The 23,443-nt window shown below is 74.7% G+C and carries 19 protein-coding genes; 18 read left to right on the top strand and 1 reads right to left on the bottom strand.

What is annotated here, in order from left to right:
• The first annotated feature begins 186 nt into the window (after positions 1–186).
• From QNO07_RS21630 to QNO07_RS21580, 11 genes are all read left to right on the top strand, one after another.
• A complete protein-coding gene (locus tag QNO07_RS21630) occupies positions 187–1,539 on the top strand; it encodes a PP2C family protein-serine/threonine phosphatase (protein ID WP_283993889.1) in 1,353 nt (450 codons plus the stop codon).
• On the top strand, positions 1,536–1,979 hold the full coding sequence (locus QNO07_RS21625) for an STAS domain-containing protein (protein WP_283993888.1): 444 nt from the start codon (positions 1,536–1,538) through the stop codon (positions 1,977–1,979). Before QNO07_RS21630 ends, QNO07_RS21625 begins: the two co-directional genes overlap by 4 nt.
• Before the next feature lie 124 nt (positions 1,980–2,103).
• Entirely contained in the window at positions 2,104–2,283 is a 180-nt protein-coding gene (locus tag QNO07_RS21620) for a hypothetical protein (RefSeq protein ID WP_283993887.1), read from the top strand.
• Between the two features lie 150 nt (positions 2,284–2,433).
• A complete protein-coding gene (mfd, locus tag QNO07_RS21615; protein WP_283993886.1) occupies positions 2,434–6,048 on the top strand; it encodes a transcription-repair coupling factor in 3,615 nt (1,204 codons plus the stop codon).
• A 233-nt stretch (positions 6,049–6,281) separates the two neighbouring features.
• On the top strand, positions 6,282–6,917 hold the full coding sequence (locus QNO07_RS21610; protein ID WP_283993885.1) for a hypothetical protein: 636 nt from the start codon (positions 6,282–6,284) through the stop codon (positions 6,915–6,917).
• Positions 6,914–8,287 (top strand): serine/threonine-protein kinase, encoded by a 1,374-nt coding sequence (locus QNO07_RS21605; protein WP_283993883.1) that lies wholly within the window; start codon positions 6,914–6,916, stop codon positions 8,285–8,287. The genes QNO07_RS21610 and QNO07_RS21605 overlap by 4 nt, the downstream gene beginning before the upstream one ends.
• Before the next feature lie 102 nt (positions 8,288–8,389).
• On the top strand, positions 8,390–8,875 hold the full coding sequence (locus QNO07_RS21600) for a hypothetical protein (protein ID WP_283993882.1): 486 nt from the start codon (positions 8,390–8,392) through the stop codon (positions 8,873–8,875).
• Positions 8,876–9,064: 189 nt separating this feature from the next.
• Positions 9,065–10,069, top strand: a complete 1,005-nt coding sequence (locus tag QNO07_RS21595) for a glycosyltransferase family 2 protein (protein ID WP_283993881.1) — start codon at positions 9,065–9,067, stop codon at positions 10,067–10,069.
• A gap of 3 nt (positions 10,070–10,072) precedes the next feature.
• Positions 10,073–11,425: a polysialyltransferase family glycosyltransferase gene (locus QNO07_RS21590; RefSeq protein ID WP_283993880.1), complete on the top strand. Its 1,353-nt coding sequence runs from the start codon at positions 10,073–10,075 to the stop codon at positions 11,423–11,425.
• A 99-nt stretch (positions 11,426–11,524) separates the two neighbouring features.
• Positions 11,525–12,784, top strand: a complete 1,260-nt coding sequence (locus QNO07_RS21585; protein WP_283993879.1) for a hypothetical protein — start codon at positions 11,525–11,527, stop codon at positions 12,782–12,784.
• Positions 12,781–14,877: a polysaccharide pyruvyl transferase family protein gene (locus QNO07_RS21580; protein WP_283993878.1), complete on the top strand. Its 2,097-nt coding sequence runs from the start codon at positions 12,781–12,783 to the stop codon at positions 14,875–14,877. Before QNO07_RS21585 ends, QNO07_RS21580 begins: the two co-directional genes overlap by 4 nt.
• A gap of 62 nt (positions 14,878–14,939) precedes the next feature.
• Here the strand turns inward: QNO07_RS21580 and QNO07_RS21575 are convergent, their stop codons facing one another.
• The gene (locus QNO07_RS21575; RefSeq protein ID WP_502961906.1) at positions 14,940–15,995 is read right to left on the bottom strand and encodes an acyltransferase; all 1,056 of its coding nucleotides are present in this window, start codon (positions 15,993–15,995) and stop codon (positions 14,940–14,942) included.
• 440 nt (positions 15,996–16,435) lie between these two features.
• On the opposite strand from QNO07_RS21575, the gene QNO07_RS21570 reads away from it, so the two are divergent.
• The 7 genes from QNO07_RS21570 to QNO07_RS21540 all read left to right on the top strand — a co-directional run bounded on the left by QNO07_RS21570 (position 16,436) and on the right by QNO07_RS21540 (position 23,092).
• Positions 16,436–17,080 (top strand): SurA N-terminal domain-containing protein, encoded by a 645-nt coding sequence (locus QNO07_RS21570; RefSeq protein ID WP_283993876.1) that lies wholly within the window; start codon positions 16,436–16,438, stop codon positions 17,078–17,080.
• 170 nt (positions 17,081–17,250) lie between these two features.
• Entirely contained in the window at positions 17,251–18,387 is a 1,137-nt protein-coding gene (locus tag QNO07_RS21565) for an acyltransferase family protein (RefSeq protein ID WP_283993875.1), read from the top strand.
• A complete protein-coding gene (locus QNO07_RS21560; protein ID WP_283993874.1) occupies positions 18,384–19,355 on the top strand; it encodes a nucleoside triphosphate pyrophosphohydrolase in 972 nt (323 codons plus the stop codon). Before QNO07_RS21565 ends, QNO07_RS21560 begins: the two co-directional genes overlap by 4 nt.
• A gap of 138 nt (positions 19,356–19,493) precedes the next feature.
• Positions 19,494–19,796, top strand: coding sequence for a DUF6479 family protein (locus QNO07_RS21555; RefSeq protein WP_283993873.1), 303 nt, complete (start codon positions 19,494–19,496; stop codon positions 19,794–19,796).
• A gap of 161 nt (positions 19,797–19,957) precedes the next feature.
• Entirely contained in the window at positions 19,958–20,701 is a 744-nt protein-coding gene (locus QNO07_RS21550) for a lysoplasmalogenase (RefSeq protein ID WP_283993872.1), read from the top strand.
• Between the two features lie 59 nt (positions 20,702–20,760).
• Positions 20,761–22,032, top strand: a complete 1,272-nt coding sequence (locus tag QNO07_RS21545) for a cytochrome P450 family protein (RefSeq protein WP_283993871.1) — start codon at positions 20,761–20,763, stop codon at positions 22,030–22,032.
• 220 nt (positions 22,033–22,252) lie between these two features.
• A complete protein-coding gene (locus QNO07_RS21540; RefSeq protein ID WP_283993870.1) occupies positions 22,253–23,092 on the top strand; it encodes a LysM peptidoglycan-binding domain-containing protein in 840 nt (279 codons plus the stop codon).
• Positions 23,093–23,443: the final 351 nt, after the last annotated feature.

Here is a 23,443-nt window from a genome sequence, read left to right as displayed (position 1 = left end):
CGGCGGCCGATCCTCAGAGAACGTTGGTTTCTTGACGCCGGGAGGCCGGTCTAGGCTGCGACAGTCGTTGGCCACCGAGGCTGGCGCGGCAAAGGAAGGCAGACGATGCCGCAAGCGCGACACGCGACCGGCCCGGTGGGCACGCCAGGCCGGCGAACGCTCAGCGCGGTGGAAGAAGCGGCCCGGATGGACGCGGTGCGACGCTACAACATCCTCGACACCCCGCCCGACGGCGCGTTCGACCGTGTTGCGGCGATGGCGGCCCGGCTGTTCAAGGTGCCGGTGGCGAGCGTGACGATCGTGGACGAGGACCGGATCTGGTTCAAGGCCGCGTACGGCCTGGAGGGCGTAAGCGAGATCAGCCGGGAGCCGGGCCTATGCGGTTCGGCGATTCTCTCCGACGAGGCGCTGGTGATCCCGGACACTCTCACCGACCCCGTCGCCGTCAGCAACGGCCTGGTCGCCGGACCGATGGCGGTCCGTTTCTACGCCGCCGCCCCGATCATCACCGGAGACGGGCACCGGCTGGGCACCGTCAACATCCTCGACACCAAACCGCGCCTGATCACCGAGGACGACACCGCCACCCTCACGGACCTGGCCGCGATCGTGCTCGATGAGCTGGAGATGCGCCTTGCGGCCTTGGCCGCCCTGCGCACCGAGCAGGAGCGGCGCATCGAGCAGGAGGAGGCCCGCGAGCGCGCGGAGCGCGACACGGCCGCCATCCAGGCGTTCGCCTCCACTCTCCAGCGCACCCTGCTCCCGCCGGCACTGCCCGTGGTACCGGGGCTGGAACTGGCCTGCCACTACGCCACCGCCTCCCCGCAGGACGTGGGCGGGGACTTCTACGACGTCTTCCCCCTCGACGGCACGAGGTGGGCGTTCTTCCTCGGAGACGTGTGCGGCAAGGGTCCCGAAGCGGCCGCCGTCACCTCCCTGACCCGCTACACCCTGCGCGCCGCCGCCCTGATCGACCCCGACCCCGACAAGGTCCTCACCTCCCTGAACACGGTGCTGCTCCTCGACCCGGCCGTCGGTACCCGGTTCTGCACCGCCGTCTTCGGCACCCTGGAACCCCACGAGAAGGACGGGTTCACTGTCACGGTGGCCACCGGCGGGCACCCCCCGGCCTACCACCTGCGCGGGCAGGGGACGCTGGAAGCGGTGCGCCCCAAGGGCGGCATGCTCATCGGCGCCCTCGCCGAGGCGCGCTTCGCCTCCCACACCATCCACCTCGCCCCGGGCGAAGGACTGCTTTTCTACACCGACGGACTGACCGAGGCCCGCACCCTGGGCGGAGAAATGATCGGAGAAGAGGGCCTGACCCGCTTCCTCTCCGCACGCACCGGGCCCAGCGGTGCGACCGCGGTCATAGGGGACACCGTCGACCTCATCGACGCCACACCCCAGGGGGCCGGTGACGACGTCGCCCTGCTGGCCCTGTCCGTCCCCCTTGCCGACGCCACAGACGGCCTCACCGCGACCGCCACCGCCCACACCATCGCCCCCGCCGGCGGGACGCCGGGGAGCCGACCGTGACCGACTTCCGTCTCACCGCACAGCACACCGACGGCGACCTCGCCCTGGCCGACATCGCCGGCGACCTCGACCTAGCCACCGCCCCCCACCTGCGCACCCAGGCACTGGCCCTCATCGAACAGGGCCACCGCCATCTGATCCTCGACCTCGCAGCCGTCACCTTCTGCGACTCCTCCGGCCTCAACGCCCTCATCGGCATCTACCGCTGCGCCAAGACCGCCGACGGCACCCTGGTCCTCGCCGCCGTCCCCGACCGCGTGGAGCGGCTGCTGGAACTCACCGGCCTCAGCACCCTGCTACCCGCCCACCCCACCGCCGCCCACGCCCTCGTCGCGCACACCCGCAGCCCGGACACGGCCACCGCAGCGTCAGGGGAGGGCACGATCGACACGTGGACAGCCTCACCAGCGCCCTCAGCACAGGGGACGACGACCCCCTGAGCACCTTCCCCCTCACGAGTCGCTGCCGGGGTGGCACGGGCCGCAGTCGGCGGCCGACGAAGCAGCGGTCCAGCATTGCCACCTGTTACGAGAGAACCGCGACCAGCTACCTGCGATGCTCAGCGTGGACTGGTTCGCGCACTGCGCCCCGGTAGCAGGGACCCGGGTGGAGGTCGACATCAACAGTGGACGGTGGACGGTGGACGTGGTCGGCTGGCTCGGCGAGGTGATCGCCGACTCCGCCGCCCGCCTCGGGGTGCGAACGCCGCTCCTGATCACCGTCACGCGCGCCCCACAACGCTGAGGACCCGTGGCGCGGCACCCTCCGCTCGACCGCCCCGCGCCGGTGGCCGGGCGGTGTCGGACGGACGGCGTACGCTGGAGAACCCCGGTCGGCTCGCCTGTCGGGCCGTTCGTGTTGTCCACGCTGCTGCTGCGGAGACGGAAAACCCCCATGAGTCTGACCGGTCTGCTCGACGCCGTCGTACGGGACCCGGCCCTGGCCGAGGCTGTCCGGGCCGCCTCCGACGGCAACCGGCACCACGTCGACCTCGTCGGCCCGCCCGCCGCCCGTCCGCTCGCGCTCGCCGCGCTCGCCCGGGACGCCGGCCGCACGGTGCTGGCGGTGACCGCCACCGGCAGGGAGGCCGAGGACCTCGCCGCCGCGCTGCGCTCGCTGATGCCCGCCGGGCAGGACGACACGGTCGTGGAGTACCCGGCCTGGGAGACGCTGCCGCACGAGCGGCTGTCGCCGCGCAGCGACACTGTCGGCCGTCGGCTGGCCGTGCTGCGCCGCCTCACCCACCCCCGGGCCGACGACCCGTCCGCCGGGCCGGTGCGGGTGGTCGTCGCGCCTGTCAGGTCCGTGCTCCAGCCGCAGGTCAAGGGGCTGGGCGAGCTGGAACCGGTGAGCCTGCGCAGCGGGGAGACGGCTGAGCTGGACGAGGTCGTGGACGGCCTCGCGGCAGCCGCCTACGCCCGCGTGGAGCTGGTGGAGAAGCGCGGCGAGTTCGCCGTGCGCGGCGGCATCCTCGACGTGTTCCCGCCCACCGAGGAGCACCCGCTGCGGGTGGAGTTCTGGGGCGACGAGGTCGAGGAGGTCCGCTACTTCAAGGTCGCCGACCAGCGGTCCCTGGAGGTCGCCGAGCACGGCCTGTGGGCGCCGCCCTGCCGGGAGCTGCTGCTCACCGACGAGGTGCGGGCGCGGGCCGCCGAGCTGGCCGCGGACCACCCCGAGCTGGACGAACTGCTCGGCAAGATCGCCGAGGGCATCGCCGTGGAGGGCATGGAGTCCCTGGCTCCGGTGCTGGTGGACGAGATGGAACTGCTGCTCGACGTGCTGCCGGCCGGCACCATGACGGTGGTGTGCGACCCGGAGCGGGTGCGGACCAGGGCCGCGGACCTGGTGGCGACCAGCCAGGAGTTCCTGCAGGCATCCTGGGCCGCCAGCGCGGGCGGCGGCGACGCCCCCATCGACGTGGGCGCCGCCTCGCTGCGCCGGCTGGCCGAGGTGCGTGAGCGGGCCCGCGAGCTGGACATGCTGTGGTGGTCGGTCAGCCCCTTCGCGGCGGACGCCCTCGACGACGGCGGGAACCTCGCCGACGACGCGCCCGGTGCCGACGACGCGCCCGGCGCGGACGACGCGGTGGCGCGGGACGCCGACACGCTGCGGCTCGGCCTGCACGCCGCCGAGTCCTACCGGGGCGACACCGCCCGGGCACTGGCCGACACCCGCGGGTGGCTGTCCGGCGGCTGGAACTGCGTCTACCTCACCGAGGGGCACGGCCCGGCGGCCCGGACCGTCGAGGTGCTGGGCGGCGAGAACATCGCCGCGCGGCTCGACGGCGAGCTGACCGCGCTGGAACCGTCGGTGGTCCAGGTGTCCTGCGGCTCGCTCGACCACGGCTTCGTCGCGCCGGGGCTGAACCTGGCGGTGCTCACCGAGACCGACCTGTCCGGGCAGAAGGCCGCCGGGCGGGACGCGGCGCGCATGCCCGCCCGCCGCCGCAAGACCATCGACCCGCTGACGCTCCAGCCGGGCGACTACATCGTGCACGAGCAGCACGGCGTCGGCCGGTACGTGGAGATGGTGCAGCGCACCGTGCAGGGTGCCACCCGCGAGTACCTGCTCGTGGAGTACGCCCCGGCCAAGCGCGGCCAGCCCGGCGACCGGCTGTTCGTGCCCACCGACCAGCTGGAGCAGGTCACCAAGTACGTCGGCGGCGAGCAGCCGTCGCTGCACCGCCTGGGCGGCGCGGACTGGACGAAGACGAAGGCCCGCGCCAAGAAGGCCGTCAAGGAGATCGCCGCCGACCTGATCAAGCTGTACTCGGCCCGCATGGCCGCGCCCGGCCACGCCTTCGGCCCGGACAGCCCCTGGCAGCGCGAGCTGGAGGACGCCTTCCCGTACGTGGAGACGCCCGACCAGCTGACGACGATCGCCGAGGTCAAGGAGGACATGGAGAAGTCCGTCCCCATGGACCGCCTGGTCTGCGGCGACGTCGGCTACGGCAAGACGGAGATCGCCGTGCGTGCCGCGTTCAAGGCGGTGCAGGACGGCAAGCAGGTCGCGGTGCTGGTGCCCACCACGCTGCTGGTGCAGCAGCACTTCGGCACGTTCACCGAGCGGTACGGCCAGTTCCCGGTGAAGGTGCGGGCGCTGTCGCGGTTCCAGAGCGAGAGCGAGGCGCAGGACGTCCTGGAGGGCCTGCGCGAGGGCTCGGTGGACATCGTCATCGGCACCCACCGGCTGTTCTCCTCGCAGACGAAGTTCAAGGACCTCGGCCTGGTCATCGTCGACGAGGAGCAGCGCTTCGGCGTCGAGCACAAGGAGCAGCTGAAGAAGCTGCGGGCCAACGTGGACGTGCTGACGATGTCGGCGACGCCGATCCCGCGCACCCTGGAGATGGCCGTCACCGGCATCCGCGAGATGTCCACCATCACCACCCCGCCCGAGGAGCGGCACCCGGTGCTGACCTTCGTCGGCCCCTACGACCAGCGGCAGATCGGTGCGGCGATCCGCCGTGAACTGCTGCGCGAGGGCCAGGTGTTCTACATCCACAACCGGGTGGAGTCCATCGACCGGGCGACGGCCCGGCTGCGCGAGATCGTGCCCGAGGCGCGCATCGCCACCGCGCACGGGCAGATGGGCGAGAGCGCGCTGGAGCAGGTCGTCGTCGACTTCTGGGAGAAGAAGTTCGACGTGCTGGTGTCCACCACCATCGTCGAGTCCGGCATCGACATCTCCAACGCCAACACCCTGATCGTGGAGCGCGGCGACAACTTCGGGCTGTCCCAGCTGCACCAGCTGCGCGGCCGGGTGGGGCGCGGCCGGGACCGCGGCTACGCGTACTTCCTGTACCCGCCGGAGAAGCCGCTCACCGAGACCGCGCACGAGCGGCTGGCGACCATCGCGCAGCACACCGAGATGGGCGCGGGCATGTACGTGGCGATGAAGGACCTGGAGATCCGCGGCGCGGGCAACCTGCTGGGCGGCGAGCAGTCCGGGCACATCGCCGGTGTCGGCTTCGACCTGTACATCCGCATGGTCGGCGAGGCCGTCGCCGACTACCGGGCCGCGCTGGACGGCGGCGGCAGCGAGGAGGCGGCCCCGCTGGAGGTGAAGATCGAGCTGCCGGTGGACGCCCACGTGCCGCACGACTTCGCACCTGCCGAGCAGCTGCGGCTCCAGGCGTACCGGGCCATCGCCTCGGCCAGCACCGAGCAGGACGTCAAGGCGGTCCGCGAGGAACTGGTCGACCGCTACGGCAAGCTGCCCGAGCCGGTGGAGAACCTGCTGCTGGTCGCAGGGCTGCGCATGCTGGCCCGTGCCTGCGGCGTCACCGACATCACCCTCCAGGGCGGCAAGGTGCGCTTCGGGCCGGTGGAGCTGCGCGAGTCGCAGGAGCTGCGCCTGATGCGGGTCTACCCCGGCTCGCAGATCAAGCAGAACGCACGCCAGGTGCTGGTGCCGCGTCCCAAGCCCGGCGGCATCGGCGGCAAGCCGGTGGTGGGCCGGGACCTGCTGGCCTGGACGGGCGAGTTCCTCGCCACCGTCGTCGGTTCCTGACGGACCGCGGACGGCAGGCCGCGGACGACCGGCCGGGCAGCCGAACCGGCCGGCCGTCCGTCCGCGGACACGCAACAGACAAGACCTGTTGGGTACCCTGCTGTTCGCCGGTCGCGGGGGCGCCGTCCGACACGACTGGATACGCTCCCCCCACCGGGCACCCACGCTGCAGGCACCCACGCTGCGCGCAGGCCGTGCCTGACCGCAGACGTTTCGCCGATGAGGGAGAGCCGATGTACGGCCCGGCCACGCCACCCCCGTCCCGGGCCCCGCAGCACGGCCCGGGTACCTGGGCGCTGATCGTGCGCACGTTCTTCGCCCTGCTGCCGCTGCTCTCCCTCACGCTGCTGGCCTGGGTTCCGCTGCTGCGCTTCGCCGTGCTGCGCCGCCGTTCGCTCGACTGGTGGCTGTTCTTCCTCAGCGTGGGACTGACGCTGGGCTTCTGCTGGCTGCTGTTGGAGATTCCGGCGGACGCCCCGGACGACAACAGTCCTGAGACCAACAGGGCCATCTTCTACATGCTGGTGTACGGCGTGGCGGCGACCGTGTACGGGTTCCTCGGCGACCGCTTCCCCCGCGAACGGCGCAGCGGCTGGCCGGCGGGCCCGCCCGGCGCGTACGCAGTCCCGCACGGACCCGCCGGCCCCGGTGCCGCCGGCCCCGCCTGGGGGCAGCCGCAGGCGGGGCCGCACCCTCAGGCGCCCGGGGGTGCCCCGGCCGGCCCCTACGCCGGTGGCGCGCCCGCAGGACCGTACGGGCCCGGCGGGCAGGCCGGCGCCGGGCAGCAGCCCGGCTCCCCGCGCATGCGGCGGGTCGCCTCCGAGCTGGACGAGCTGGACGCCCTGCTGCGCAAGCGGGAGAAGGAGTGAGAGGCCGCCTCGTGGCGGGCCGGTACGAACTGGCCGAGCAGCTCGGCAAGGGCGCGATGGGCCAGGTGTGGGGCGGCCACGACCGCGGGCTGGGCGGACGGCCGGTCGCCGTGAAGCTCATGCACCCGGGCCGGGTGGCCTCCATGGCCGGCCTGTCGGACAGCTCACCCGCGGACGAGCTGCGGGAGCGGTTCGAGCGGGAGTGCCGGGTCACCGCGCAGATCGACCACCCGGGCCTGGTCACCGTCTTCGACGCCGGGCAGGACGACCGGGAACTGTTCCTCGTCATGCAGCGCGTGGACGGCACCGACCTCAGCGACCACCTGGCCGCGCACCGCCCCTACCCGATGCGCTGGGCGGTGTCCGTCGCGGCGCAGCTGTGCTCGGCGCTGGCCGCGGTGCACAGCGCCCGCATCGTCCACCGGGACCTCAAGCCGGGCAACATCATGGTCCGGCCCGACGGCCGGGTCGTCGTGGTGGACCTCGGCATCGCCGCCGTCGGCTCGGTGGGCGACACCAGCCGCCTCACCCGCACCGGCGCGCTGATCGGCACGCCCGTCTACATGGCGCCCGAGCAGGCACTGGGCGGCACGCCCGTCGGTCCGGCGGCCGACCTGTACGCGCTGGGTGTGGTGCTCTACGAACTCCTCGCCGGACGCCCGCCGTTCACCGCACCCGAGCCCGCCGGGCTGCTCTACATGAAGCTGCACGAGCAGCCCGACCCGATCGCGGTGCTCCGCCCGGAAACCCCCGTCCCGCTCGCCGCGCTGGTGCACGCGCTGATGGACAAGGACGTCGCCGCCCGCCCGGCGGACGCCCACGAGGTGCACGCGGCGCTCGCCCCGCTGCTGCCCAGCCCCGTCGGCCGCTCCGGCCCGGAGCTGCCCATGGACCCGACCCGCCCGTTCCGGGAGCCGCTGGCCCCCTGGCCGCCGCGCCGCCCGGCCCGCTCGCCCGCCCCGGGGCCCTTGCCGTGGCCGCCGCCCCTGGCCGGGCCGGCCGGATACGGGCCGCCGCCCGGTGTGCCGCCGCGTCCGTACCCGGGCGCGTCCTCGCCGCCGTCGCTGCCGGGCAAGCTCGCGCAGGTCCGCCGGCTGCTGGAGGCCGGGCAGTACACGCAGGTCGCCGACCTGCTGGGCCAGGCGCTGCCGGCCGCCATCGCCGAGCACGGCGAGGGCTCGCCGGTGGTGCGCACCCTGCGGCGGCAGTACGCCTCCACGTTGGTGGACACCGGGCAGTACGCCAGGGCGCTGCCCGAGATCAGCCGGCTGCTCCAGGAACTGGCCGCCGAACTCGGCCCGTACGACCCGTCGGTGCTGCAACTGCGGGAGGACGAGGCGTTCTGCCGCGCCCGCCTCGCCGGCCGCTGAACCGGCTGCGACGAGGGCCGCGGGCACGTACGGTGCGAGGGACGGGCGGACGGCGCCGACGGGCGGCCGGTATCGCCGTGGTGCTGACCGGTAGGGGGAAGCGTGCCGCAGCGCATGTGCGGAGAGCGGAGGTACCGCCTGCGGGCGGTACCGGTGGTGGTGCTGCTGGCCCTGGCGGCTGCGGCGTGCACCGGGGGTGGCGGTGACGGGCGGGGGGCCGAACCGACGTCCGGCGCGACCCTGGTGTCCCCCGCCCCGGACCCCGAGCCGGTGCTCGCCGGCCCCGAAGTCCTCACCGGTCACCGCGAGATCGCCTGGCTCGGTCCCCGGCGGGGCGACGGGACGTTCGACCCGGGGCCCTCGACGTCAGAAGCGCCCTGGCTGCTGGTGAGCTGCATGGCCGACTCGGGCACACCCTCGCTGACGGTGGTGTACGACGCCGGATCGTTCACCGCGACCTGCCCGAGCGAGGAGGCCGGATACAGCCAGCACCAGCTGGGTGCTGCCTCCGCTGGGAGCGGGCCGATCCGGGTCAGGGCGCCGAAGAGCGTGGAGTGGTTCGTGAGCCTGCAGACCGAAGGCAGGTGAGACGCGAGGCGCGGGCGTGACGGCAGTGGACGGGCAAGGGGACGCACGCCGGTTCGCCGACCGTACGCGTGAAGTTCACCCGGGCGTCCCCGGGTGGGCATCCGCGCTCACCGCCCGCTGATTACGCTCCTGGTCAGGGGCCTGGTGCCGGGCTGGTCCTCCGATGTGTCGTCGGCGTCTGGAAACCACGTGCCCAAGCTCTCTGTCATCGTCCCCTGCCACAACGTGCGGCAGTTCGTGCCCGACACGCTGCGCAGTCTCGCGCTGAACGCGGGCCCGGGGACGGAGTTCCTGCTCGTCGACGACTGCTCGACGGACGGCACGGGTGAACTGCTCGACCGGGCGGCGCGCGACCTGGTGCCCGGGGCGCGGGTGCTGCGGCACGAGCGCAACCTGGGCATCTCGCAGGCGCGCAACACCGGTATCGACGCGGCGACAGGCGAGTACCTGACCTTTCTCGACGGCGACGACTGGTACGCGCCGGGCTACCTGGACGAACTGGCGGCGACCGCCGAGGACCTGGGGTGCGACTTCGTGCGCACCGACCACGTCCAGGCCACCGGCACCGACCGGGTGGTGCGGCGCGCGCCCGCCCGCCGCCGGGACGCGGTGCTCGACCCGCGGGACGCCATCGCCCCGGCGTCCATGGAGACGATGGTGGACTACCCCTTCGTCTGGGCCGGCATCTACCGCAGGGAGCTGTTCGGCGCGCCCGGCGAGGCCGCGGACCCGGCCGCCGGCCCGCCGCCGCTGCGCTTCGCCACCGAGCTGCGCACCGCCGAGGACCGGGTGCTCACCTGGCAACTCCACCTGCGGGCACAGTCGTTCGCGACGGTGGGCCTGCTCGGTGTGTTCTACCGTCGAGGTGTCACCACCTCGCTCACGCAGATCCGCGACGCACGCCAGCTGGACTTCATCCCCGCCCACGACCGGGTGCTGGCGGAGGTGGTGGCCGACCGTGAGGCCGAGCGCTTCCTGCCCAAGATCGTCCGCACCTACTGCGCGATGCTCGCCTTCCACGCGGCCGGCGCGGATCGCTACGAGCCGTCCGCCGCACGCCTGTTGAAGCGCGACTCGGCGGCGGCACTGCGCCGCATGCCGCCGGAGGCGCTGGAGCGGACCCTCTCCGAACTCGACCACGAACGCAGAAAGGTGCTGCGCCGGTTGCTGGGCGGGGCACGGAAGGCGGCCTGACCCATGGGAGAGCACACCGGCGTCCGGACCCGGGCGCAGATCTTCGAGGTCTCCACCCTCTACGGCGCCGCCACGCTCGCCGCGTCGCTGGACGCCGGGCAGTTCGGCCCCGCCGCCGACGCGCACCGGGTGCTGCTGGTGTCCGGCAACTCCGGCACACCGGAGACCGCCGCCCGCCTCCAGGACATGTCCGGCTGGGCCCGCGTCGCGTCCCGCTTCGACGCGGTCGTCGACTGGAACCACACCATCCGCCCGCACCACCCCAGCGGCTGGACGCCCGCCGCCGCCGACAGCCCGCTGTGGCAGCGCATGTTCCGCGCCGCCTGGGGACTGGGTTCCGGGCCGATCGACCTGGTGGTGGAGTCCGTCCACGTCAGTCCGGCCCGCGCGCTGTGCACGATCTTCGCGGACGCCTCGGTGCACGTCTACGCGGACGGCCTGATGAGCTACGGCCCCACCCGGGAGAAGCTGCCGCAGGCCGTCGCCTGCCGCATCCAGCGGCTGCTGCACCTGGACCTGGTGCCGGGGCTGCGCCCGCTGCTGCTGTCGGAGTACGAGGTGCCCGGCGAACTCGTGCCGACCGCCGCGTTCCGCGCGGTGCTGGAGGAGCTGGCCCGCGGTGAGGAGCTGGTCGTCGAGCCCCGCCCGACCGCGGTCCTGCTCGGCCAGTACCTGGCCGCGCTGAACATCCTCACCGTCGACGAGGAGGAGGCCCTGCACGCGCGCATGCTGCGCGGGGCCGCCGCCGCCGGGCACCGCGCGGTGCTGTTCAAGCCGCACCCGACCGCGCCCGCCCGGTACTCCAAGGTGCTCGACAAGGCCGCCGCCGACCTGGGCGTCACGCTGACCGTGCTGGACCGGCCGATGCTCGCGGAGACCGTCTTCGAGCGGCTGCGGCCGACCCTGGTCGTCGGCTGCTTCTCCACCGCGATGCTCACCGCCGCCGCCTGCTACGGCATCCCCATCGCCCGGGTCGGCACCGAGGAGGTCATGGCCCGCCTGACGCCCTACCAGAACAGCAACCGGGTGCCGCTGACCGTGGTGGACGCCCTGGTGCCGCCGGTGGAGTCCGGCGGGCAGGTCGTCACCGAGCAGCCGGACGCGGTGGCGCGGGTGGCGCCGCTGGTGCGGGCCGTCGGCTACTGCATGCAGTCCGCCCGGCACCCGGAACTGCGCGCCGAGGCCGAGCAGTGGCTCACCGCGCACCTGGACGAGCAGACCCAGCGCTACTTCCGGCGGCGCCGCCTCACCGCGCTGCAACTCCCCGGCGGTTTCACGCCCGGGGTGGTCCGGCGGCTGCCAGGCAGCACCGCCGCGCTCCGGGCGGCCCGACGGGTGAAACGCAGGCTGCGCTGACACTTCCCGCGGAGTTCACCCGAGCGGCCCCCGGCCGCCACCGCGGCCCCCCGTGACGCGGGCACCGTGCGCCTGTCGACGCCCAACCGTGGAGTCTCAATGACGAAGTGGCCCTTCAGAGCGGAACCCGCTGGTCCGCTCACTGACCGCGTACGGCACTGCGCCGCGTACCTGGCGGGGCTGGACGCGTACCCGGACGGGCCGGTCGGGCCGGTCGTCACGGGAGGGCTCGGCGGCACCCGTCCCGAGCCCGCGCGTCAGCGGCTCGTCGCCGCCCTGGGTGCGCTGCTCACCGCACACACCGCGTACTCCGCGCACCCCGGCCGTTCCGGCCGTCCCGGACCGGTCGGCCGGGAGCTGTTCGACGCGCTGCTCGCCGCCGGGAACGCCGCCGTCGAGCTGGGCGGCCCCGCCGAACTGGAACTGGCCCTGTCCCTCGCAGACGGCGGACTGGAAGTGCGCCGCAACTCGCGCGGTGCCTGGCGGCTGCGCGCCCTCGCCCTGCACGGCCTGGGCCGCGCCGCGTCCGCCGCCGAGGCCGCCGGGAGGCACGCCGAACTGGCCGGCGGCGACGAGGCCGCCGCGCTGCTGCCGGCCCGGCTCCGCCAGGTGCGCGGCCGGCTGACCGAGGCCGCCGCCCTGCTGCCCGCCGACACCGACACCGCCCGCGCGTTCGCCACCGCCGTCACCGCCGAGCACCCGCCGCAGCAGGTGCGGGCCGCCTTCACCGCCCACGTCACCGCAGCGCTGCGCGACCCGGGCGCGGCCGACCCGCGGGTCTGCCGGCTCGCCGAGCTGTACGCCGACCACTGCCGCGAGCAGGACCAGCCCCCGCTGCCCGACCCGCTGCTGGGCGGCGTCGTCCCGCTCGGCGTGTGGGACCTGCGCAACCGGATCGCCGGGAGGACGGCCTGCGTCGTGCACGGCCGGGCCCCCTCCGGCGCACTCGACGGCTACGAACTGGTGGTGCGCTGCGACGCGTTCCGCGCGGGGGAACGCGCCGACGTGCACGCCCACACCGCCGGGACCACCGCCGGACGGCAGCACCGCGTGCCGGTGCGCCTGGTCTTCGGCGACCCCGCCGAGCGGTGGCTGCGGGCGGTCCGCCAGGCCGTGCCCGGCGCGCAGGAGTACCTGGGCGACGACTCGCTGCGCCGCCCGCTCACCGACCCCGCGCTGCTCGGCGAGACCGGGACCGGCTCCGCCACCACCGTGTTCACCGTGCTGCGGCTGCTCGACTTCCTCGACGTCAACCCCCGCATCGACCTCTTCGGCTTCGCGGCGCTGCGCCCGGCGGAGCGGGACTGGGTCACCTCCCGCGCGACGCACAGCACCGAGACGAGGACCGCGCTGCGATGACCGCTCCCCGCACCCCCGCCGCCCGGCCTGCGGAGCCTGCCGCCGACCAGCCCGCCGCGTCCCCCGTCGTCGGGCCGCCGCGGACCGCCTTCGTGTGCCGGGCCGCCGCAGACGACGGGCCGGCCCTGCTGACGCTGCTGCGCAGCCTCGCCCTCAGCAACCCGGCCGTCTGCGAGGACTTCCTCCTGTTGCACGGCGGCCCGCCCGGCGGCCCCGGCGGCAACCCCCAGGGCGGGTTGCCCGCCGACGTGCTGGCCGCCGCCCGCCGCCTCCACCCGCGCCTGCACGACCACCCGCTCCCCGGCGACGGCGGCGGCGAGGGCGACGCCGAGGGTGACGGCGGCGGCCCGACCGCCGGGTACCGCTCGGTGATCACCCTGGAACCCGGGTGGCTGGTCCTGCCCGGCCTCGCCGTGCAGCGTGAACCGAACCGGGCCGCCGTCGAGCGCCACCGGCTCACCGACGACGAGTTCCGCTCCGCGTACTGCGCACTGCCCGGCGACAAGCACCCCGACCTGCTGCTGCACCTCGCCGTCCCGCTGCTGGAACGACGGCCCACCGTGGACCTGGCGCGGGCCGTCGGCCTGGTGCACAGCGCGCAGGGCCGCTACCGCGAGGCGGTGCGCGTCCTCACCTCGGTCACCGCGCGGGCCGACCAGCCGCGCTTCCACGAGACGCTGGGCAGCGCCCTGATGGCGGTGTCCCGCTACGACGAGGCCGAGACCCACCTGCTGCTGGCCACCGCCTCCCCGCAGGTCGCGGCCAAGGCGTTCAGCCGCCTCGCCCGGCTGGCCTGGCTGCGCGGCGACGAGGAGACCTCCCGCGTCAGGGCCGGCCTCGGCCTCGACGCCGAACCCGTCAACCGCACCTGCCGCACCCTGCACCTGGCCGCCGAGCAGGCCCCGGAAGCGGACGCGGCGGCGGCCGTGGCGCCGGGGGAGCAGTGGGCGCACGTCGCGCTGTACGCGAGCGGGCAGGAGAACGCCGGGGACAAGGTGCTGCCGGAGGCGGTGCGGGCCTGCCTGGCGGAGCAGGCGGGCGGCCCGCCCGACTCCGGGCGCTGGCACGCCGTCCCCGTGCACCGGCTGTTCGACGACGCCGCGCTGGAGCAGGTCAACAGCCGCCGTGCGCTCGTCGTCGGCGGCGGCGGGCTGTTCCTGCCGGACACCTGGCCCAACGGCAACAGCGGCTGGCAGTGGAACGTGCCCGACGCGGCCCTGCGCCGGATCAGCGTGCCACTGGCCGTCTTCGCCGTCGGCTACAACGTCTTCGCCGGTCAGGGCTACGAACGCGACCGGTTCACCGCCGCGCTGCGAACGCTGGTGGAGCGGTCGGCGTTCTTCGGGCTGCGCAACCGCGGCTCCGTCGCACGCGTCCGGGACCTGCTCCCGGCCGAGCTGCGCGACCGGGTGATCCACCAGCCCTGCCCCACCACCGTCACCCGGCACATCACGCCCGGCTGGCAGGACCCGGTACGGCGCGACGACACCGTGCTGCTCAACTGCGCCTACGACCGGGCGGCGCTGCGCTTCGGCCAGGGGTACGGCCACTTCCTCGCCGAACTGGCCCGCGCGACACGGGTGCTGCGCAAGCACACCGAGGTGCGCTGCGCCGCCCACACGCCCGCCGACGAGCAGGTGGTGCACGACCTGCGCCGCGAGCACGGCCTCACCCTGCCGGTGGAGCCGCTGTACGACCTGTCCAACGACTCGATCCGCGACGTCTACCGGCGGACCCGCCTGGTGATCGGCATGCGCGGGCACGCCGGCATGATCCCGTTCGGGTGCGGCACGCCCATCCTGAGCCTGGTGTCCCACCCCAAACTGGCGTACTTCCTCGCCGACATCGAACGCCCCGACTGGGGTGTCCCGGTGCACGACCCGCACCTGGGCGACACACTCGCCGAGCGGGCCGTGGCGCTGCTCGACGACCACGAGGCCGCCGTCGCCGACGTGCACGGCCGGCAGCAGCTGCTGTGGGACCTCACGCGGCGCAACCTCGGCCTGCTGGCGCAGGCCGTCGGCACCGCCCCGGCCCCCACCGGCGACCTGCCCACTCCCCGCCCGGCCGCGACTCCACCCGCCGACCGCTGACGCCCGCGTCCTCCGCCACCCGGACCGGCGGGACCGGCTGACCCCGGCGGGACGCCCCCGGGTCAGCCCAGCCAGCGGCGGAGCCGGAGCCGTCCCCACAGCAGGCTGGCCGCGTAGGACAGAACCACCGTCAACGCCAGCAGCAGCACCAGCAGCAGCGCGGCGGCCGGGGCACTCAGGCCCGGCGTGACCAGGGGCCGGACCAGTTCCTCCACGAAGAAGACGTGCACCATGTACGCGCCGAGCGCCGCGCCGGCCAGCTTCGCGACCAGCGGACGCAGCCGCTCCGGGACCCGCAGCCGGCTCACCGCCAGCAGCACGCACCCCGTCATCGCGGCGACGAACAGGTGGGCGTTCGGGATCACGTACCGGACCTGCGTGTTGTACCAGAGGCACCCGGCGAACGCGGCGAGCAGCACCGGCACCAGCCACCACCGCCGCCCCGGCGCCAGTCCGGGCAGCGCGAACAGCATGGCCCCGACGACGGCGTAGACCAGGGAGTAGGTGCCGAAGCCCCAGCCGACGTCCGGGGTGTCCCAGCCGGTGAGCGCGCCCGCGGTCTTCAGCGCGCTGGGCGCGCAGGCCACCGCCAGCAGTGCCGCGGCCAGGCCCCAGGGCCGCTGCCCGGCACGCACCAGGACGGCGACGGCCAGCACCGCGATGATCGGGATGTAGGCGTACATGAACCACAGGTGGTAGGCCGGGCGCACCGAGCCGAACACCGCGTCCAGCGCCAGCGAGCTGACCGGGCCCTCGGTGCGGGACCGCAGCCGGGCCCAGGCGAGGTAGGCGCCCGTCCACAGGAACAGCGGCACGCCGTTGCGGACGATGCGCTGCCATATCTGCGCGCTGTCCCGCGGCGGCGCGCCGACCAGCACCGCCCAGCCGGCCATCGCGAAGTACATCGGCACCGCGAACTCGTTTGCGGAGTCGGCGACATGACCCACCCAGTAGACGGCCGGACCGGCGCTCTCCGCGCGCTCCACCGCGCCGATGAACACCGCGCCCACGTGCCCGAGCATCACCGCGCAGGAGCAGATCAGCCGCATCAGGTCGATGTCGTACCGGTGCTCCCTGCGCGGCACGGCCCGCTCGGACGGCGGCGGGCCGCTCGCCACGGGCGCAGCGGCGCCCGCGTCCGGCGGCGCGGCACCGGCGGGGGTGCCGTCCGGGGGCGCGGCGCGTCCGGCGGGACGGGCCGAGGTGTCGGCGCCACCGCCGGGCGGCTGCGGATGCGGAGGGTGCACGGCTGCTTCGTGGGACACGGCGCACACTCTGGGGCAACCGGGTGTACGGCGCGGTAACAGCGGGCCAACTCCCCGTCGGCGGCCTCGTCGAGCCGTCGCGGCGGCCTCGCCGAGTCGTCGCGAGGGCCCGTGAGCGGCCACGTGGGCCGTCCCGCCACCTCACCCGCGGCCCTGCGAGTCCCGGCCCGCGGTGGCCGACGGGGCGAATCGATGGTGCCGAAGTGGTGGAGACCGCAGGGGGCTCTGCCTAAGATCGAACACCGCCAGGTCGCTGCACCGCCGCGCGACCCTCGCCGCCGCCGGGAGGCCCCATGCACCGCCACAGGTCCGCGCTCTCCGTCTCCGCCGTCGCCGCACTGCTGCTGGGCGCACCGCTGCTCACCGGCTGCGGTGAGGCGGCCCACCCGGGAGCGGCGGCCGTCGTCGACGGGCAGCGGATCACGGTCGGCCAGGTGCAGTCCCGGGCGGAGGAGGTCCGCGACGCCCAGCGTGCCGAGCCGGAGAGCGCCCAGCTGATCCAGAGCACCGGCCCGCTGGCCCGCTACACGCTCAACGGCATGATCCGGCAGAAGGTCGTCGAGCGCGCCGCCGAGGAGGAGGGCGTGCGCGTGACCCGCCGCGACGTGCAGGAGTTCCGCGCCGAGCGCGTCAAGGAGGCGGGCGATCCGGCGTCGTTCCGCGCCCGCATGCTCCAGGAGCGTGCCGTCGCCCCCGGCCAGATCGACGAGGTGCTGCGGATGGACCTGATGGTGCTCAAGATCGCCGAGTCGCTGGGCGTGGACCTCAACAGCCCGGACGCGGGCGAGGTCATGGACCGGACCTTCGTCGCCACGGCCGAGGACATGGGCATCGACATCAGCCCGCGGTTCGGCGAGTGGAGCAACGAGCAGGTCTCGCTCACCGGTTCGCAGGAGCCGTGGCTCAAGGCCGCCCCGGAGGAGCAGCAGCCCGCCTGATCCCGCTCTCCTGCCGGGAGTGAGCCCGCCGGCCCGATCCTGCCGGGAGTGAGCCGACCCCGAGTCGCCGCCCGGCGTTCACCCCGGCTTCTCCCGGTGGACGCCGGGCCCGGCACCGCCGTCACTACCGTCCCCCGGGTTGCTGATCACGATCCCGGGGAGCGAACCCAGTGGCGGTGCCCGAGGCACAGCGGCGGCAGGGCCGCGAAGGCGATCACCCGCAGGCCCGCAAGGGCCGGGCAGCCTCCCGGGACCCGCACTGGGACAACGTGCGGTTCCTCTCGGGCGCGCTGGTGGTGGTCGGCCACACCATCGAGTCGCTCAGCGAACTCAACGGCCTGCGCTGGCTCTACGTGGCGAGCTGGGCGCTGCGGGTGCCGGTCTTCGTCATGGTCGCGGGCTACTTCAGCTCCGCGGGCCCGCTGGACGCCCGCGAGGTGCGGCGGCTGACCGAGTCCATCGCACTGCCCTACCTGCTGGTCGGCCTGCTGCACACCCTCCAGCTGCGCTGGCTGTACGGCGACTGGACGTTCTTCGCCGGCGAGCCGCCCTGGGCGATGTGGTTCCTGCTGTCGCTGCTCGCCTGGCGCGTCGCGCTGCCCTACCTGGCGGCGCTGCGGTACCCGCTGCTGCTGTCGGTGGCGGCGGCGCTCGCCGTCGGCTACTTCGAGGAGTTCGGCTCCGCCTTCTCCGCCTCCCGCACGGTCACGTTCCTGCCGTTCTTCCTGCTCGGCTGGAAACTCGGCCAGGGCACCGGCCGCGGGCTGCTGCGGGCACGCTGGACCGCACCGGCCGCCGCCGGGGTGCTGGCGGCCACCTGCGCGGCGACCTGGGTGTTCCGGCACGACGTGCACCTGACCTGGCTGTCCATGCGGGAGCCGTACGGCGACGAGGTGCCCTACGGCCCGGTCGCCGGCTGGGCGGTGCGCGGCGCGGTGCTGGCCTGCGGCATGGTCATCGCGCTGGCCTTCCTGCGCCTCGTGCCGCGCACGCACCTGCCGGTGCTCACCGCCCTCGGCGCGGGCGGCCTGACCATCTACCTGATGCACCCGCTGGTGCTGCGGCTGTTCCTCTTCCACGGCGGCACCGACTGGGTGCGGTCCTGGTACGAGCAGATCGCGCTGGTCCTGCTGGCCGTGGCGCTGGCGGCGGTTCTGGGGGCGCCGCCGGTGCGACGGCTCGTCCGCCCGGTGGTGCACCCGCGGCTGCCGTGGCTGTTCCGTCCCCGTCCGCAGCCGGCCGTTCCCGGGCAGCCCGTCCGGCCGCCGAAGGAGCCGGGGACCGGTCGCGTTACATTCGTCCCGTGACCGCATCCCAGCCCGCCGGCGGCCCCGGCCGCCTCGTCCTGCTCACCACCACGCACCGGGTGGCGCCCGGCCTGCTCAGCTGGCCCGCGTGGCAGGCCCTGCGCGGCGCGGACCTGGTCCTGTGCGGCGACGCCCGGCACCCGCAGCTGCCGTACCTGCGGGAGGCCGGCGTGGAAGTGAGCGTGGGGGAGCGCGAGGCGCGCGCCCTGGTGGACGCCTGCGCCGGCGGCCGTACCGCGGTGGTCGTCGCCGGTGCCGAGGGTGAGCCGCGGCTCACCGACCAGCTGGCCCGGCTGGCCGGGTCGGGCCGCGAGCAGATGCCCGACCTGGAACTGCTGCCCGGTTCGTACGACCTGCCCGGCGCCCGTCTGCTCGACCTGGTCCAGGTCATGGACCGCATCCGCCTGGCATGCCCGTGGAGCCGGGAGCGGACCAGCGCCGACCTGGTCAAGTACGGGCTGGAGGAGGCGTACGAACTGGTCGAGGCCATCGAGGAGGGCGACCGGCAGGCGCTGCGCGAGGAACTGGGCGACGTGCTGCTCCAGGTCGTGTTCCACTCCCGCATCGCCGAGGACGACGCCGAGGAGCCGTTCTCGGTGGACGACGTGGCCGCGGGCATCGTCGCCAAGCTCATCCACCGCCACCCGCACGTCTTCGGCGACGAGGCCGCCGAGACCGCCGAGGACGTGAAGGCGCACTGGCTGCGCACCAAGGCCGAGGAGAAGCAGCGGGACTCCGTCACCGAGGGCGTGCCGCTGGGCCAGCCCGCGCTGGCGCTCGCCGCGAAGCTCGCCGGCCGGGCCAGGACCGCCGGGTTGGACGTGCCGCTGCCGGCCGGAGAAGGTGTCGGCTACGCGCTGCTGGACCTCGCCGTCCGGGCCGAGGCCGAGGGCGTCGACCCCGAGACCGCGCTGCGCGCCGCCGCCCGCGGCTACCGGGACGCCATACGCCTCGCCGAACACACCTGACCGACGGGCCCGTGGGGGCGGAACGGACGTGCCCGTGCGGTGGAACGGACGGACTCGCGCGGGGTGAACCGGGCAAGGCGGACCAAAAGGTCAGGGGCCGGGCTGACTGAGCGGGGCGCTTCCGGGTACCCGGAGGACATGAACGAGATCCTTGCGCAGGAGCGAGACCTGCTCGTCGGCATCGGCCCGTTCCTCGCCGGTATCGGCGTGGTCACGGTCCTCATCCTTGCCGTGTGGCTCGGTGTACGGCAGGTCAGGCGCGGCCGGCGGATCAGCCGCCCGGCCGCCGACCCGCCCCCGTCCCGGCCCGTCGGCTACGAGACCGGGCCCACCGACGACGTCGAGGTGCCCCGGGACGGCCAGCGCCGCTCGCCCCACGGTCTGGGGGACCACGGCTCCGCGGGCGAGGGCATGCCCGAGCGGCGCGACCCAGGCCACTGACGTGACCTGACCTGACCCGGACCGGGCTCCCGCAGCAGCCCCCAGCGGGTCGGCCGAGAGGCCGCCCGCACCGCCGCACCGCCGCATCCCCCCGCGGCGGTGCGGCGCCGGCGTGAGAAGCGCCATTGACGGGGGGACGCCCGGTCGCGAGACTGCCCGGCATGGTGATCACCGGGCGCGGCACGCGCTCCATGCTGCGGGCGGCAGCCGGACGGCTGACCCGCACCGACGGACACGGCCGCGGCGCACTTGCCGCATTCGGCGCGCTCGCCGCCGCCGACCTGCTCGCCACCGCCGCCGGCCCGCGTGGCTCGCGCGGTCCAGGCAGCCCGCGCGGTCTGCGGCGGGCGGCCAAACCGCTGCTCATGCCCGCGCTCGCCGTGCACGCGCTCCGCCGCGACCCGCGGGCCCCCAAGCCGCTGCTCGCCGGGCTGGCCTGCGCCACCGTCGGCGACACCGCGCTGCTCGCCGACCGCCACCGGCCGGCGTTCCTGCTCGGTATGGCCGCCTTCCTCGGCACCCAGCTCAGCTACACCGCCGGCTACCTGCGGCTGGGCGCGCTCGACGGCCTGCGCCGCCGACCGCTGGCCGCTGCGGGCTGCCTGGCCGGCTGGGCGGCCGTGAACGCGGCCCTCAGCCCGGCCCTCGACAGGCAGCTGCGGCTCCCGGTCGCCGGGTACAGCCTGGCGTTGACCGTGATGGGCGTCGCCGCGCTAGGCGTGGGCGGCGCCGTCGGCGCGGGAGCCGCCGCGTTCCTCGGCTCGGACCTGCTGATCGGCCTCCAGCAGGCGGGCCTGGCCTTCCCCTCGCAGGAGACGCTGATCATGGCCGGCTACCTGCTCGGCCAGTACCTCATCACCACCGGCTGGCTCGACCTGGCCGCCGCGGACGCGGCGACGGCCTGAGCCCGCCCCGGGCCCGGCCGCGGTCGGGAGCCGGGCCGCGGCCGGGTTAGCTTCGGAGGGTGAACGACACCGCGCCCGCCTGCCCGGCCGCCCGCCCGCCGGCGCCGACGCTCTTCGACTGGGAGTTCGCCGCCGACCCCTACCCCGCCTACGCCTGGCTGCGCGAGCACGCACCCGTGCACCGCACCACGCTGCCCAGCGGCGTCGACGCCTGGCTCGTCACCCGCTACGCCGACGCCCGGCAGGCGCTCGCCGACCAGCGGCTCAGCAAGAACCCGGGCCACCACAGCGAACGGGCGCACGGCAAGGGCAAAGTGGGCATCCCCGGCGAGCGCAGCGCCAACCTGATGACCCACCTGCTCAACATCGACCCGCCGGACCACACCCGGCTGCGCCGCCTGGTCTCGCAGGCGTTCACCCCGCGCCGCGTCGCGGAGTTCGCGCCGCGGGTCCAGGAGCTGACGGACCGGCTCATCGACGACTTCGCGGGCCGCGGGGAGGCCGACCTCATCCACGAGTTCGCGTTCCCGCTCCCCATCTACGCGATCTGCGACCTGCTCGGCGTGCCCGCGGAGGACCAGGAGGACTTCCGGGACTGGGCCGGCATGATGATCCGGCACGGCGGCGGGCCGCGCGGCGGTGTGGGCCGGGCGGTGAAGAAGATGCGCGGCTACCTGGCCGACCTGATCCACCGCAAGCGGGACGCGCCCGGTGACGACCTCATCTCCGGGCTCATCCGGGCCAGCGACCACGGGGAGCACCTGAGCGAGAACGAGGCCGCAGCCATGGCCTTCATCCTGCTCTTCGCCGGGTTCGAGACGACGGTGAACCTCATCGGCAACGGGGTGCACACCCTGCTGCGCACCCCGGACCAGCGCGAGCGGCTCCAGGCCGCGCTGGCAGCCGGGGACACCGGGCTGCTCGCCACCGGCGTGGAGGAACTGCTGCGCTACGACGGCCCGGTGGAGATGGCCACCTGGCGGTTCGCGACCAGGCCGCTGACGTTGGGCGGCCAGGACATCGCGCCGGGTGACCCGGTGCTGGTGGTGCTGGCCGCCGCCGACCGCGACCCGGCGAAGTTCGACCGTCCCGACACCGTCGACCTCGCCCGCCGCGACAACCAGCACCTCGGCTACGGGCACGGTATCCACTACTGCCTGGGGGCGCCGCTGGCGCGGCTGGAGGCGCAGACCGCGCTGGGCACACTGCTGACCCGGCTGCCGGATCTGAGCGCCGCGGGTGATCCGGCTGATCTGCGCTGGCGGGGCGGCCTGATCATGCGCGGACTGCGAACACTGCCGGTGCGATTCACGCCCGTGACCTTTACGTGATCTGCACGACACTGGGTTGTGATGGACGGCTGTTCGAGGCTACGTTCAGCCGTCAGTCAGGGCAGCTGCCGCCGCCCGCCAGGCAGCGGCAGCAGAACCACCGCCACAGGACTGCCATAAGAAAGGCAACTGCATGCTCTCCGGGACAGGCCGACACCGTCGACCCCGTCAGGCCCCTGCCGTCTTCGTCACCGCGGGGGTGACCGGAGCCGGCTTCGCGATGCCCCTGCTGGCCGCCTCCGGCGCGTCGGCCGCGGAGACCGCCACCTGGGACCGCGTGGCCGAGTGCGAGAGCGGCGGTATGTGGAGTGCCAACGCCAACAACGGCTACTACGGCGGCCTCCAGTTGACGCTCAGCACCTGGAAGAAGTTCGGCGGCACCGCCTACGCGGAACGGCCCGACCTGGCAAGTCGCAGCCAGCAGATAGCCGTCGCCGAGCAGATCCTCACCACCGAGGGCCCCGACGCGTGGCCCGGCTGCGCCGTCACCAGCGGACTGCACGAGGACCCGACCGCGGTCCCGGACGTCGACCCCGGTGACGTGCCCGGCGCGTCGGCTGTTCCCACCCCCCTCGACTCCGACTCCGGCGGCACGGGCACCGGCGACCGTTCGCCCCGGCCGCAGGCCAGCAGCTCGCCCGGCGAGGTGCCCTCCAGCGCCACCGGCAGCCCGGCGGCCGGCGCCGCCGCCGACCCCTCGGCTGGCGGGGACGCCGCCAGCCGCGACTCCGACGGCGGACGCACGTCCGGGGAGCGGTCCGTGGGCCAGGACCGCGGTACCGGTGCGCAGCAGGACGAGCGGGAGACGGCCGAGCGCGGCGCGGGCCGTGGCGCCGAGCGGACCGCGCCGGCGGGCGGCGACCACGTGGTCGCCAAGGGCGAGTCGCTCACCGCGATCGCCGTCCAGCACGCCGTGGACGGCGGCTGGCGTGCCCTCTACGCGACCAACGAGTCGGTGGTCGGCAGTGACCCCGACCTGATCCTGCCCGGCCAGCGCATCACTCTGGAGTCCCCGGAGCCGCTGGACGCGCCGGAGTCCGCGGAGTCGCCGAAGTCCTGACCGGACGGCGTCCGGCCGCCGGGCGTCCGCCGCCCCGCAGGCAGTGCACTTCTGCACCTCACGCGCGCAGTGCACGCCCACACGTCACGCGTGCAGCGCCCGCCCCACGCCCTGCGTGCAGTGCACGCCCGCACACCCGTCGGGTGCCGCCGTCACGGCGCCCGCCGCCCCGCCGCCTCTTCCGCTGCCGCCGCCCGTCCGCGGCGGCACGGAGGGGCGGCGTCGTGCTGCCGCGGGCCGGTGCGGGGGAGGCGGTGCGGGCGTGCTGGCGCGGCGAGCCGGTGCGGGGGCCCGCCCTCGGGCGCTCTGCCGGACGGACCCACCGGCGGCCAGGGGCTGTCGGACGGCCCG

This window comes from Streptomyces sp. 549 (genome assembly GCF_030124175.1).
GTDB lineage: Bacteria > Actinomycetota > Actinomycetes > Streptomycetales > Streptomycetaceae > Streptomyces.
This window is presented reverse-complemented; position numbering and strand designations above follow the sequence as displayed.

Bases quoted from the DNA above. Each gene is read 5' to 3' on its own strand.
- QNO07_RS21585 (WP_283993879.1), top strand. From the start codon at position 11,525: ATGACGAAGTGGCCCTTCAGAGCGGAACCCGCTGGTCCGCTCACTGAC.
- QNO07_RS21570 (WP_283993876.1), top strand. From the start codon at position 16,436: ATGCACCGCCACAGGTCCGCGCTCTCCGTCTCCGCCGTCGCCGCACTG.
- mfd (WP_283993886.1), top strand. From the start codon at position 2,434: ATGAGTCTGACCGGTCTGCTCGACGCCGTCGTACGGGACCCGGCCCTG.
- QNO07_RS21630 (WP_283993889.1), top strand. From the start codon at position 187: ATGGACGCGGTGCGACGCTACAACATCCTCGACACCCCGCCCGACGGC.
- QNO07_RS21540 (WP_283993870.1), top strand. From the start codon at position 22,253: ATGCCCCTGCTGGCCGCCTCCGGCGCGTCGGCCGCGGAGACCGCCACC.
- QNO07_RS21610 (WP_283993885.1), top strand. From the start codon at position 6,282: ATGTACGGCCCGGCCACGCCACCCCCGTCCCGGGCCCCGCAGCACGGC.
- QNO07_RS21550 (WP_283993872.1), top strand. From the start codon at position 19,958: ATGGTGATCACCGGGCGCGGCACGCGCTCCATGCTGCGGGCGGCAGCC.
- QNO07_RS21555 (WP_283993873.1), top strand. From the start codon at position 19,494: ATGAACGAGATCCTTGCGCAGGAGCGAGACCTGCTCGTCGGCATCGGC.
- QNO07_RS21580 (WP_283993878.1), top strand. From the start codon at position 12,781: ATGACCGCTCCCCGCACCCCCGCCGCCCGGCCTGCGGAGCCTGCCGCC.
- QNO07_RS21590 (WP_283993880.1), top strand. From the start codon at position 10,073: ATGGGAGAGCACACCGGCGTCCGGACCCGGGCGCAGATCTTCGAGGTC.